General features: G+C 46.9%; 12 protein-coding genes and 1 other annotated feature. Of the genes, 5 read left to right on the forward strand and 7 right to left on the reverse strand.

Annotated features, from left to right (window positions below; translation table 11 throughout):
• Positions 1–188: 188 nt before the first annotated feature.
• Complete coding sequence (locus PMI05_RS16765) at positions 189–1478, reverse strand: Glu/Leu/Phe/Val dehydrogenase (protein WP_007723992.1); 1290 nt, start codon at positions 1476–1478, stop codon at positions 189–191.
• Between the two features lie 311 nt (positions 1479–1789).
• Here PMI05_RS16765 and PMI05_RS16770 point away from each other — a divergent pair, with 311 nt between their 5' ends.
• On the forward strand, positions 1790–2533 hold the full coding sequence (locus PMI05_RS16770; protein WP_007723993.1) for a PIG-L deacetylase family protein: 744 nt from the start codon (positions 1790–1792) through the stop codon (positions 2531–2533).
• A gap of 73 nt (positions 2534–2606) precedes the next feature.
• On the opposite strand, the gene PMI05_RS16775 is transcribed toward PMI05_RS16770, so the two are convergent.
• The 6 genes from PMI05_RS16775 to PMI05_RS16800 all read right to left on the reverse strand — a co-directional run bounded on the left by PMI05_RS16775 (position 2607) and on the right by PMI05_RS16800 (position 8369).
• Positions 2607–3206 carry a genetic competence negative regulator gene (locus PMI05_RS16775; RefSeq protein WP_007723994.1) on the reverse strand — a complete coding sequence of 200 codons (600 nt, stop codon included), beginning with the start codon at positions 3204–3206 and terminating at the stop codon, positions 2607–2609.
• A gap of 374 nt (positions 3207–3580) precedes the next feature.
• A complete protein-coding gene (locus PMI05_RS16780; RefSeq protein ID WP_081496834.1) occupies positions 3581–4495 on the reverse strand; it encodes an NAD(P)/FAD-dependent oxidoreductase in 915 nt (304 codons plus the stop codon).
• A gap of 50 nt (positions 4496–4545) precedes the next feature.
• Positions 4546–5154 carry a LysM peptidoglycan-binding domain-containing protein gene (locus PMI05_RS16785; protein ID WP_007723996.1) on the reverse strand — a complete coding sequence of 203 codons (609 nt, stop codon included), beginning with the start codon at positions 5152–5154 and terminating at the stop codon, positions 4546–4548.
• Positions 5151–5729: a CPBP family intramembrane glutamic endopeptidase gene (locus PMI05_RS16790; protein ID WP_007723997.1), complete on the reverse strand. Its 579-nt coding sequence runs from the start codon at positions 5727–5729 to the stop codon at positions 5151–5153. Before PMI05_RS16790 ends, PMI05_RS16785 begins: the two co-directional genes overlap by 4 nt.
• Positions 5730–5745: 16 nt before the next feature.
• Positions 5746–7257, reverse strand: a complete 1512-nt coding sequence (locus tag PMI05_RS16795; RefSeq protein ID WP_007723998.1) for an ATP-dependent DNA helicase RecQ — start codon at positions 7255–7257, stop codon at positions 5746–5748.
• Complete coding sequence (locus tag PMI05_RS16800; protein WP_007724000.1) at positions 7254–8369, reverse strand: helix-turn-helix domain-containing protein; 1116 nt, start codon at positions 8367–8369, stop codon at positions 7254–7256. Before PMI05_RS16800 ends, PMI05_RS16795 begins: the two co-directional genes overlap by 4 nt.
• Positions 8370–8449: 80 nt before the next feature.
• On the opposite strand from PMI05_RS16800, the gene PMI05_RS16805 reads away from it, so the two are divergent.
• From PMI05_RS16805 to serA, 4 genes are all read left to right on the forward strand, one after another.
• Positions 8450–9361, forward strand: a complete 912-nt coding sequence (locus PMI05_RS16805) for a hypothetical protein (RefSeq protein WP_007724003.1) — start codon at positions 8450–8452, stop codon at positions 9359–9361.
• Positions 9362–9464: 103 nt separating this feature from the next.
• Positions 9465–9671, forward strand: a complete 207-nt coding sequence (locus PMI05_RS16810) for a ferredoxin (RefSeq protein ID WP_007724004.1) — start codon at positions 9465–9467, stop codon at positions 9669–9671.
• 369 nt (positions 9672–10040) lie between these two features.
• Positions 10041–10288, forward strand: a binding site (T-box leader).
• A 70-nt stretch (positions 10289–10358) separates the two neighbouring features.
• Entirely contained in the window at positions 10359–11513 is a 1155-nt protein-coding gene (locus tag PMI05_RS16815) for an alanine--glyoxylate aminotransferase family protein (protein WP_007724009.1), read from the forward strand.
• A complete protein-coding gene (gene serA, locus PMI05_RS16820) occupies positions 11506–13089 on the forward strand; it encodes a phosphoglycerate dehydrogenase (RefSeq protein ID WP_007724012.1) in 1584 nt (527 codons plus the stop codon). Before PMI05_RS16815 ends, serA begins: the two co-directional genes overlap by 8 nt.
• Positions 13090–13199 lie beyond the last annotated feature (110 nt).

Below are 13199 nucleotides of genomic sequence, written 5' to 3' on the forward strand. Positions count from 1 at the left end.
GGCTACCACTTTTGCGTTTCCCCGCGAATCCCTTCGGAGCGGACAGTCTCATCCCTAAGCAGGACGAAGCCCGGAGCCTAGCCTGGAAATATTCTTCTCTCCACTACAGTCACATGTCTCCAATAAAAAAGGCCCCGCCAAAACGGCGGAGCCATGTTTTCTAAATATATGGAGGGTTGTTTGGAAAATTATACCCAACCGCGGAAGCGAGAAGCCTCAGCCATCTTGCGGGCACCAACCATGTAAGCAGACAGACGCATGTCAATGCGACGAGTTTGAGACATGGAGTATACATTTTCAAACGAACGAACCATTACTTTTTCCAACTTCTCTTCTACTTCTTCTTCAGACCAGTAATAGCCTTGGTTGTTTTGTACCCACTCGAAGTAGGAAACAGTCACACCACCAGCACTAGCCAGTACGTCTGGAACCAGAAGAATTCCACGCTCAGTCAAAATCTTGGTCGCTTCCAGTGTAGTTGGGCCGTTTGCCGCTTCTACTACGATTGACGCCTTGATGTTGTGAGCATTTGCAGCTGTGATTTGGTTTTCGATCGCTGCCGGAACCAAAATGTCGCATTCCAGTTCAAGAAGCTCTTTGTTAGTGATCGTGTTGTTGAACAGTTTTGTAACTGTACCAAAGGAATCACGACGATCCAACAAGTAGTCGATATCCAAACCGTTTGGATCATGCAGCGCACCGTATGCATCAGAGATACCTACGACTTTAGCGCCTGCATCATGCATGAATTTTGCCAAGTAGCTACCAGCGTTACCAAAGCCTTGTACAACTACGCGAGCACCTTTTACGTCGATGTTGCGACGCTTCGCTGCTTCACGGATGCAAATGGTTACACCTTTTGCAGTAGCTGTTTCGCGGCCATGGGAACCACCCAGCGCAATTGGTTTACCCGTAATGAAACCAGGCGAGTCAAATTCACGGATACGGCTATATTCGTCCATCATCCACGCCATGATCTGTGAGTTCGTAAAGACGTCCGGAGCTGGAATATCTTTAGTAGGACCCACAAGCTGGCTGATTGCGCGAACGTAACCGCGGCTCAGTCTTTCCAATTCGCGGAAGGACATTTCACGCGGGTCGCAAATGATACCGCCTTTACCACCGCCATATGGCAGATCGACGATACCTGCTTTGAGGCTCATCCAGATAGAAAGTGCTTTAACTTCATCCTCAGTAACTTCCGGGTGGAAACGAATGCCCCCCTTGGTCGGACCTACTGCATCGTTGTGCTGTGCACGATAGCCCGTAAATACCTTTACTTCGCCATTATCCATGCGAACCGGAATACGTACAGTCAAAACGCGTAGCGGTTCCTTCAAGAGTTCAAACATCGATTCTTGGTAACCTAGTTTCTCCAGTGCTTCCTTGATCACCGTTTGAGTTGAATGGAGCAAGTTCAATGATTCTTGCTTTTCTTTCCCTTCGGTGCTTTCGGTTACCACGTCTTGATTACCCATTACTTACCACCTCAAAAATGTTTTCGGTCAATGCCGCCTTTAGTATACACGCTTGTATCATTTATGAGAAGCTTAAAAATGTTTTTTTTCCATTTCGAAAACGTTTTCGTTCCTTGTTTTGCATAATCATTCAATTATTTACCAATCATTTCTGAAACCGCTTTTACGGGCTGCATTTTTTACAACAGCTTCAAAAGCGCGTCCCATCATGCTTGTATTGTCCCCAAACTTGTTTCTTTCATTACGGAAATAGTGGATTTATGCCATAATAGAAAAAGTAAAGGTGGAAGTTTATTCATGGAGGTGTTTTTATGAAAAAAAAGTCTATCTTGTTTGTTTTTGCCCATCCCGATGACGAAACGTTTGCCTGTGGGATTTCCATTTCCAAATATAGTAAAAACCAAAAGGTCAGCACCCATCTATTGTGTGCAACAAAAGGGCAAGCAGGGAAGGCTGGTGAACCACCTTTATGCTCACCGGAAGAACTCCCCCGTTTTCGCGAGCAAGAGCTTCGCGACGCTTGTGCCATACTCGGTTTCGATCAGGTAGACGTCTGGGAATACCAGGATAAGTTCCTAAACACTGTGCCTGTAGATGAGCTCGTTACTCGTATCCACCATGCTATTCACCAGATCCAACCGGAAATCGTCGTCACGTTTGCACCGCATGGCATCTCCGGACATCCTGACCATTTGGCGATTAGTCATGCTACCACTCAGGCTGTCCTTTCGTTAGGCCCAGATACGAGTGTGCGAAAGCTTTATTATGCGACTCGCTCATCCGAGGAAGGATTTGGTACGATGAAGCCTCCCTTTACGGATCCAATCGAGAGCATTACGACGATCATTCACGCCCCCGAATACATGCAAAAAGTAGCAGATGCCTTGCGGGCGCACAGAACACAGCACCTATCAGTAGAGCGCGTTTTCCCAGGTGTAACAAAAGGCGAGCACCATTCTGTTCCGCCAAACAATCATTACATCTTGGCTTGGCACAGCCTTCCGAACTATACCATTCAAGGTAAAGAAGCTGATTTTTTTGAAGGCCTAGCATAATCTGTACAGACAGCAACAGCACCTAGTTGGTTGACTAGGTGCTGTTTTATATTCCCAGACATTTCTTTTTCGATTACGTGAAATGCCTGCATATTTCTTTTACAGCATCGTCGGCAACGATGACTTTCCCATATTCTTCCAAAACATAAATCGTTATCGGCGTCGCTTCTCCGTACTCAGAGAGGATCGCAATTAGCTTGTGATAACGCTCCTGATCCAAGTCGACTTCCTCCAGCACCAGATGATATTTCCCCTGGTAGAAGTAGGCAGCTCCTCCATTGGTTAAAAGGGCGTTAATGCGATGGGCGGCTTCAACCATATGCTCAAAGTCCCGGAAGGCATACATGATCAAATCGCTTTCTTCCAATGTGACCTCTAGCTCGTATACATCCTCGTCTTCGAATTCTTCCTCTTTGCCGTCCTTTGAGCCCGTCTTGCCACGCGTTACGATTACGACCATTCCCTGAGCTGGCAAGGCGAACACTTCAACTGCAACAGGCCCTGATACCTCAAATCCTAATTCGTGATAAGCCTGTTCCATCATGTCGTTGAACAGTTCATGAACTTTAGGAATGTCACGCCACATGTCTTCTTTTTCTATCCCGCGCTCTGAGAGGTCGTCAAAAGTTAAAAAGATTCGTATTTTATCTTGACCAAGGCGTTCAACACGCATGACTGTCCCTCCTCGCCATCCAGTCGTACTACAAAATATGATGGTAAGCCTGTAAGAGTTCTCCACATTCTCCGGCGAATACCTGTTGGCATTCATCCATTTTTTAATGGACTGGAAAATACGGGGTAGTCCTATCATATCACATTTAGTTACTGGAACAAAGCTACCATGACACCTACGCTGCCTTCGCCTATCGATGTCGAATCAACTCACGAAAAAAGAAATTTTGTTGTTGCCTGTCATTTCCTGCGCTTTCCCAGGAAAAGTTACCCTCATTGTTCTTCTGATGTATTTATATTTGGCTCTGCTAGTTCGGGTTCCTTCTCATTCATAAATGTTTGTACATGAAAAAACGCCCACAATCAGGCGTTTTTCTACGTCTCATATTCACGCAGCCGCTTTTGAATCCAAATGGCCGCCTGTGTTCCATCCCCCATGGCAATCGACACTTGTTGCGAATGCTCATTAATATCGCCAACAGCCCATATGTTTGGATGATCCGTTTCTTTTGTTCGTGGATTCGTATGGATGTGGCCCTTTTCATGAATATGCACGGAAAAACCACGCAATAGCTCTGTCAAAGCATGAGCACCAGGAAAGGCAAGAAATGCTCTTTCTGCAGACAAGCGTTCACCTGAAGAGAGCTCGATTTCTTGCAGTTGTCCCCCCGTATGATGAAGGGTACATACTTTTTCCTCTCGATACATAATCCCTCGCTGGCTCAGTCCAGAGACAGCCTGTGTATCCACCTGCACTTTTGCATGGTTAATGACTGTTAACCTGCTTGTATAGTAAATAAGTTCGTCTGCCATCGAAACAGCCTGGGGGCCCGCTCCAATGATCACCGTGTCTTTCTCAACTGTTTCATAACCGTCACAGTCGGGACACAAGAAAATCGATATCCCTACACAATCAGAGAAGCCAGGGATCGTTGGAAACGGATCGCGAATGCCTGTTGCCAATACCAACGTTCGCGAAGTAAGCGTATGTATCCCACTTTTCGTACCTATCGTAAATAAGCCGCTTGAGTCAGTAGCAAGCTTTGTTACCTCATCTGTTATCAAGATTGCGCCGTATTTTTGTGCTTGCTCCCTGCCCGCTTGACGCAAAAAATCGCCACTAACCCCCTCCGAAAATCCGAGAATGTTTCGGTAGGCTTTGGCGACTGTTGATCGACCACCCGGCATGTCAATGACTGCAACGCGTCGAAGGCATCTTGCTAGTTGGATTGCGGTTTGAAGCCCTGCAATCCCGCCACCGACAATGACCGTATCATACTCCACTTGCATCCACCTGCTTATCTTTTTCCCGATAGCATTGCCAGTGGAGCACGATCTCATTACTGAAAGAGGGGAACCATTACAATTTTTCCTTCAACGAGCCCTGCTTCTGAATGAAGCCCGTTATATCTTGCGATTCGTCCTACGTTCGAATTATTTCCATAGTACTTTCGTGACAGCATAAACAACGTTTCACCCTTCTTCACCACATGCTTGACGACCTTCGATTTTGTTGTAGGTGGTGTTGAAGCTGGTTTTACCGGCGCGATCTGAGTTGCCTTGTTTACAGGTGTCTGTACACTTGTGGTTGCCTTCACTGCAGGCTCAACTGGTTTTGATTCGGTCGTTTTCACCTTGGCAAGAGGATTGGTCACGCTTGCATTCGGATCAGGCGTAGCAGCAAGAACGACGGATACAGGCTCCTTTTCTCCTGCCTTGCTTCCTTGCGAAGTGGGACTTGCTTTACTAACTTCTTTCACTTCAACACTACCAGAAGCTGCTGACTCGTGTGGGACATTGGCCCTGTACAACTCAAGACCAATCAACCCAAAAAAGACGAATCCAAACAAGTACAATCCCGGTTGAATCCACTTTTTAAACGAGAACGACGCTTTAGGGTGAGTATGACGGGAGCGTCGGGGTGGTAATGGATTATGCTCGAGATTCACTCTTCCTCCCCCTTTTTCTTGATCGTTTTTTGTAAATAAAAGGCTAACATTACGTCAATAAGGATATGAGCCACAATCGAGGGCCAAAGGGACTGAAAGTGGGAAAACAAGAGTCCTAAGATCCAGCTTGTACCAAATACACTTATGACCATGAGCGTTTTTTTCAAATAACGTACGTGGATCAGTGTAAAAATAAGACTGCTCCAAAAATTCCCGGTAAGCGATTGAATGACTCCCCGGAATAGCCATTCCTCTCCCACCCCTACTACCATACAGACGAGAATCGTAGTGGATGGTAACATGGCCCCAAAAACTTTCTCATTGATACTGCCATCATCTTGCCATCTCTTAGGCAAGTACCGATCCATTGCAATACTCGCGATAATAATACCTGCGGCTACAAACACGGCCCACAGCACAGCATTCCAGCCTGGCAAAGTAAACAAGGACAGAGTAGCATCCCAGCCCAGTACCAATAAGCTACCGGCAGCAGCCACTCCCATCACGATTCCTTGTGTCAACCATAGATTCAGCCGAAGAGTGGCTTCATCCACCTCTAGCCGATCTTCCCTCACTCGATGTTTCTCTCCTTTATTTGTTCGGCAAAAGAGTGTCTAACGCCTGCCGCAAATTCCATTTGATTTGTTCATTCTTTGCGTTTGCATTGTCATTCGTTTGGAAATACGCATTCGGAGTTAGTCCGCATTTCTTACAGCAGTACAGATCAAATTGATGATCATTTTCTTTGAAATACGTATTGATGCTCGCACGCAAACAGTTTTCCCCTCTTACGTAAGACACCATTTCTGCCAGCTTTTTTTGCTTAAAGCTTCTTCTTTTTTCCGTTTCCTTCCAAATGATTTGAGCCTTCGGATACGATTCTCCTGCAGCTGCAGCTTCGTATGAGGCTAACACTCTTTCCGCATAAAAGGCAAGAAGTGCGCCCATTTCTTCTGATATGTCCATCATCGCCAATGCCTCGTTCGTCAAGGGTACTCCGGTATTGCACAACTGCTCGTATTTTTGAACTTGCGCTTGTGTCGGGTACTCCTTCTCCAGCATGTGCTGATGAATCTGCCAATCGTCCCACGAAAATAAAAGCAGCGCATACCCAGGCTTGCCGTCACGGCCGATCCGCCCGATTTCTTGTGCGTATGCCTCCAAACTGGCTGGCATTTGATAATGGATGACGTAGCGAATATCTGGCTTGTCGATTCCCATACCAAACGCATTGGTCGCAATAATAACATCCAGCTCTCCCGCGAGAAATTGGGACTGAATCAGCATTCTCTCCATGTTCTTCATGCCCCCGTGGTAACCGTGCACACGTTTTTTCCCGTCGAGTTGATAAGCGGCTGCCAACACATCTACCGCTTGTCGCGTGCTGCAGTAAACGATCCCAGGGCCCTGCAAACGATCCATCTGATCAAATACATACGAACGCCTGTCACTTTCCTCCGCAACTTCAACCAGATCATAGGCGATATTCGCCCGATTTAGGGACTGCAACACGACGTCTTCCTTTTTAATGGAAAATAAGCTGCAAATTTCTTCGCGAACAGTCGCCGTAGCGGTTGCCGTCACAGCCAGAACAGGAGGTGCTCCCAATTGTTTCACGACTTCCGGCAATCGCAAGTAATCTGTACGAAAGTCATGTCCCCATTGCGAGATGCAATGCGCTTCATCAATGGCGATCAGAGACACCCTCGCCCGCTTTAACACTTGTTGGACATAGGACTGTTGAAGTTTTTCTGGAGAAATATACAACAGCTTGAACGCACCTTCTGAGAGCCCTTTTAAAATTTCGCGGGACTCCGTCGGATCCTGCATGCTGTTCAAATAGGTAGCTGGAATTTTTTTTCGTGCTCGAAGCTGTTGCACCTGATCGACCATCAAGGAGATCAACGGGGAAACCACGACGGTCAGACCCGGCAAAAGCATTGCTGGCAGCTGATACGTCACTGATTTCCCGCCACCTGTTGCTAATAACCCGAGAACACTTCGTCCATGCAATAGACGTTCAATAATGGACTCCTGACCGGGGCGGAATGAGTCGTATCCAAAATGCAGCTTTAATCTGTCGCACATGAGCTGTTTATTCATTTGGTCCCCCTTGTCGCTCGTGCCAGTGCCAATCGGATTTGCAAATACGTTACTGTCGCTTCCAATTGATCCTTGATGAGCCGGAGTCTGCTTGTATCGAGGCGCTCACTCGTCTCCACGATCTCTTTTGCCAACTCATCCGGCAAATACGTTGTCATATCCCATTCCGGACAACGCAGGGCAATCTCTACCAAATGATCTTCTATCGTACTTTCTTTCATTTGTCGTTTATTCGCTATTTCTTTTTTGTCACAGCCAGTCTGAAGCAGTGCGTACGTTCGAGCAGCACTTTCAGTTAGACGTGGATCAAGCTTGTGTGATTCTGTAACAAGTTTTGATAAAAGAGGATAATGATTGCTCTCTGCAAGCAGCCTCTGAATCGACGCGGCAAGCCCGTATCGAAATTGCAGCATGAGATAGCTACGACTCGTTTGGCGAATCTCTGCTACTTGTCCCATGGTCTTGCCTACTTGTCCAGCTCCTGACAGCTGACAAAACAAAAGCTCTTGCACAGCTTCATCCAAAGGCTCCCACAGTCGATATAGCTCGTCGGACAATTGCTGTTTCCAAGCATGTCGCATTGCCCTATCAGCCAATTGGTTTTTTACCCAACGCTGTGCCGTCTTGTCCGAAACGACCGGAATAAAACCAAGATCACCATGATGCATTTGCGAGATCGTCTGCACCATAAGATGAAGCCTGCTCCAAAATGGTTCGATTCGCTCTGCCAAATCGGATTGAGTAAAAGGTGCGAACCATATATCAAAACGATATTTTTGGTACGTCTGTTTGGCATGCTGCAATCCTGTATCAGAAAAGGTAAATGTCGGCTTCGAGTTCGTTCCACCTGCATCAACAGGTAAAATCCAGCCAGCCTGAAATAAAGTTGAAACTATTTTCTCCCAATCCTCTCTTGGAAAACGAGAAAACATCCGATAATACGGATAAAGGGTATACAAATGCACATCTTGCAGTGTCTGATTGGCTTTTCTGCCACGCAGTATGTAGTAGGCTGATTGCAGCGTTCGTTCATTGGCCAGAGGTAACATGGCATTCAAGGCGACCGCACATAAAAGGTCCTGCTCCTCTGCCGCACTGTTCCGACTGTTCATTGGTACTCCTTACATCATTCTATATTTTTCAAAGCTTAAAGTAAGCGAAGTAAACTGCATCATTGGATTTGGAGGAAAGTATGACAAAACGATTGAAAAGAACTGAATTTATGATGGCGTACATGATCATCATAACACTTGCATGCACTGTTGGTGGATTTTTTTTCGGGGCCCATTATATGAAGACACAATTGGAGTCGGAACAAGCCGCCGTACTCGAAGCAGAGAAAAAGGAAGCCGAAAAAGAAAAACTGCTGCGTGAGCAAAAGCTGTACAACGAACAGGACTTTATCCGATTTTACTATGCCGTTTATGCACCGCTGCTTGATCTGAAACAAGCACATTTTGATACGATGGATAAATGGAATCAAATGAACGAAAGTGAACGGACGGATGGCTTGAAACAACTCAGCAAATTAGCTGACCAGACAAGGAAAGAGCTGGAGAAAAACGTCCCCTTGCCGACGTCTCCCATGCTGAGACAAGCTCACTCCACTTTTACGAACAGTGTACGGGCGTATTTGGATAGTATGGAGCAGATTCGTTCCGATCAAAATAATGCTACGCCTGATTCTATTGGAGCTAGCCTGACGCTTTTCCAAAATAACTGGCTAACCGCACAGGAAATGGTCTATCACTCCATCGCATCTTGGGAATCGGCTTATGTGGTGAAGCAAGCCATGCCGAAGCAATTACCTGGAACCGTTAACACCGCGCAGTGGAAGCAGTATCCGTTCCATTACCGCACCTATCTCGCAGCTGTGGCCATGTCGGGAAGCAATCAATGGAGCAGCTATAATCCTGAAGACCTGACTGCGAGACTCGATTTGCTCATCGCATCTAACGAAGTTCAAGCACTGGGAATCAAGGATTTAGCCGCTGCCGTGAAGATTTTGAACGCGACAGATGCAGTATCTGCGGGAGATTTTAAACGCTTGAATACACAGCTCTACTCCGTGCTGAAGGCACCGGAAATCCCTCTTTATAAGTAGTCGTACATTTTTAGACTGATTCAATCTTGAAATCTTGTCAACAAGAGCATACAATGATCTATGATAGTGGACGTACCACTTCGGTATGGGAGGTGAAACCACGATGACTACATGGGTAGATAAAGATACTTGTATTGCTTGCGGTGCTTGTGGCGCCACGGCTCCTGACGTCTTTGATTACGACGATGAGGGCCTTGCGTTCAACAAGTTGGATGACAATGCTAACAGCGTTGAAATCCCGGATATCCTGCATGACGATGTTCGTGATGCTGCTGAAGGATGCCCGACCGACTCTATTAAAGTGGAATAGTATTCCATCTACTAATGGAAGAGACCTCTTACGTACTCCGGTATGTAAGAGGTTTTTCATTATGTCCCCCTCTCCTCCGCTGAACGAATGATCGACAACTTTCCGTTCTTTCTTTTGTGATTTTTCGGTAAGATAAAAGAAACAGCAAAAACCGAACATTAAAATGCGTTTTTTCCATTTTTTGTGATGTTAATATCTTAATGTTCGTTTTTTGGTCATTTTTATGATGTTGTTGGCTTGGAATAGAGTATTATTCACGAACGATAATTGATATTAAATAATTAATGTTCATTTTTTCTTGTTTTTCTTCTTGACGGTGTTATTTTGGCGTGATATCGTAAGTACAAATCTTACGAAACACCTTATAAAACAACGGCGTTGACGAAGAAACGCTGTGATCGAGAAATCCCCAGAGAGCCGATGGTTGCTGCGAATCGGCGGTTTCTCCCACGGTTAAGCACTTCTGAGCTGCTGCGTTGAAAATGGATTCACCATCCCAGTAGACGCAAACGGTAGATCCGTTATCTCTTTTAGGTCATGTACCTACCAAGGCTCTTTTTTGAGAAAAAAAGAGCGAATGAGGGTGGCACCGCGAAGCAAAGCCTCTCGTCCCTCACTGTTCTGTAATAGGAGCAGTGTGAGAACGGGAGGTTTTTTTGATATGCACATTTATAGGAGGAGAAAACCATGTTTGCAGACAAAATGATCTTGAGAATCCCTGGCCCTACCCCCATTCCACCACGTGTTCAAACAGCGATGAACCAACCGATGATTGGACATCGCAGCGGCAAATTTTCCGCCCTTTTCGCCCGTACTGCTGAAAGACTGAAGCCTTACTTTGGCACCAAGCAGGACGTATACATCTTGGCAGGTAGCGGAACAAGCGCACTGGAGATGGGCGTCGTAAACACGCTTCAACCTGGCGATGAAGCTGCCGTACTCGTCAGCGGTGCATTTGGTGAGCGCTTTGCAAAAATTTGCGAGCGTTACGGTATCATCGCCCATCGCGTGGAAGTGCCTTGGGGCAAAGCTGTTACACCAGAGCTGGTTGAAACATTCCTGCAAAAAAAGCCACAAGTAAAAGCCGTATTTGCTACCTACTGTGAAACATCCACTGGGGTAGAAAATCCGATTGCTGACTTGGCGAAAACAATCCGCACACATTCGGACGCCCTCTTCATTGTGGATGCGGTAAGCAACCTCGGTGCGGTTCCATGCGAGATGGACGCTTGGGGTGTCGATATCGTGGTAACCGGCTCGCAAAAAGCTTTCATGCTGCCAACAGGCCTTGCCTTCCTCGCTGCGAGTGAACGCGCATGGCAAGTGATTGAGCAAAACAAATCGCTCGCCTTCTATTTGGACCTGAAAGCATACCGCAAGAGCTTGGCAGAACAAACAACACCGTATACGCCTGCTGTATCCCTCATTTTCGGTCTCGCCGAGGTATTGGATATGTTGGAGGAAGAAGGCTTACCAGCTACCGTAAAGCGCCATGAACTGATGAGAGACATGACTCGCGCAGCGATGAAAGCATTAAACATAAAACTGATAGCGGAAGATCAGTACGCATCGACGACCGTAACTTCTTGCGATCCAGAGGGTGTCTTTCATGCAGAAGCTCTCCGCAAAATGCTAACGCAGCAATTCAACATCACGATTGCTGGCGGCCAGCAGCACTTGAAAGGCAAGATCTTCCGCATCGGGCACATGGGTTATTGCGAGCCATTGGATGTCCTGCAAGTCATTTCTGCCATCGAATTGTCGCTTCACCAAATCGGTGCCCCAGTTGAGCTGGGTGCTGGTGTAAAAGCTGCTCAGGAGGTGCTCATTGCACATGTATAAAGTACTCATTTCTGACCCACTTAGCGAATTTGGAATTCAACAACTCTTGGACGCTTCTGATGTAGAAGTTGTTCGTCAAACAAACCTCTCCCCTGCCGAACTGATCGAAGTGATTGGCGATTACGATGCACTCCTCGTACGCAGTCAAACCCAAGTAACTGCAGAAGTACTCTCTGCTGGCAAAAAGCTGAAGGCAGTCGGTCGCGCAGGTGTTGGGGTCGATAACATTGATATCAACGCTGCCACTCAAGCAGGTATTCCAGTCATCAACGCTCCAGATGGCAACACCATCTCTACTGCAGAGCATTCGTTTGCCATGCTGATGGCTGTCGCTCGTAACATCCCTCAAGCTCACAAGAAGCTGGTAGACGGTACATGGGATCGCAAAAGCTTCCAAGGGGTTGAGTTGAACAACAAAGTACTGGGTGTCATCGGTATGGGCCGTATCGGTTCAGAGGTTGCGAAGCGTGCGAAAGCATTTGGCATGACCGTCATGGGCTTCGATCCTTTCATGACCGAGGAACGTGCAGAAAAGATGGGTGTAACCAACGCAACTGTCGACGAAATTTGCCGCAAAGCAGATTTCATTACCGTCCATACTCCGCTGACAAAAGAAACCCGCCATATCATCAGCACGCGTGAATTTGCGAAAATGAAAGATGGCGTTCGCTTGATCAACTGCGCTCGTGGGGGAATCATTGACGAGAAGGCTCTCTACGAGGCGATTACCGTAGGAAAAGTCGCGGGGGCAGCTCTGGACGTTTTCGAAGAAGAACCACCTGTAGACAACCCTCTCGTCGGTCTGCCACAAGTAGTAACGACTCCGCATCTGGGAGCTTCGACCATTGAAGCGCAGGAAAACGTGGCCGTAGACGTATCGGAAGAAATCCTGAAGGTTCTTCGTGACGAGCCATTCAAAAACGCAGTGAATTTGCCTTCGATCCCTGCACACGTTATGGAAAAAGTCCAACCGTACTTTACGTTGGGTGAAAAGCTGGGCCATTTCCTTGCCCAAGTGACAGTAGGTTCCATTTCGGAGATTTCGATTAAATATAGCGGTGAGTTGACGGATGTAGACACATCCCCTCTGACTCGCACAGTCCTCAAAGGTGTGCTGTCCTTCCGTCTGGGCGAGGAAGTCAACTATGTGAACGCCCCGATTCTCGCAAAAGTGCGTGACATCACCGTAACGGAGCAAAAGACTGCACAAAACAAAGGCTTTACGAACTTACTGACCGTTAGCTTAAAAACGACGCAAGAGACACGCACTGTGGCTGGAACGCGACTCAATGGTTACGGTGCGCGTATTGTGAAAATTGACGACTTTGCGATTGACGTAGCGCCTGAGGGCTATCTCCTCTACATTCACCATAATGACCGTCCAGGTGTTATTGGTCGTGTCGGCTCCATCTTGGGTGAAAATAGCGTAAACATTGCAACCATGCAGGTAGGACGCCGAGATATCGGTGGAGACGCGATCATGATGCTTTCTGTCGACAAACCATTGACGCCAGAGCTTCTCGATACGATGGGCGAGTTGGCGGAAGTGAAGAGCGTTACACAAATTGAGCTGTAGGTTCTCCCTTCTACACGAGAATAGACCTGGCCACATGCCGGGTCTTTTTCTTTACCCTTATTTTGGTTAGAGCTATAATGGGACAAGATAATTCTACACACCATGGAAGG

It is taken from the genome of Brevibacillus sp. BC25 (genome assembly GCF_000282075.1).
Taxonomy (GTDB): Bacteria; Bacillota; Bacilli; order Brevibacillales; family Brevibacillaceae; genus Brevibacillus.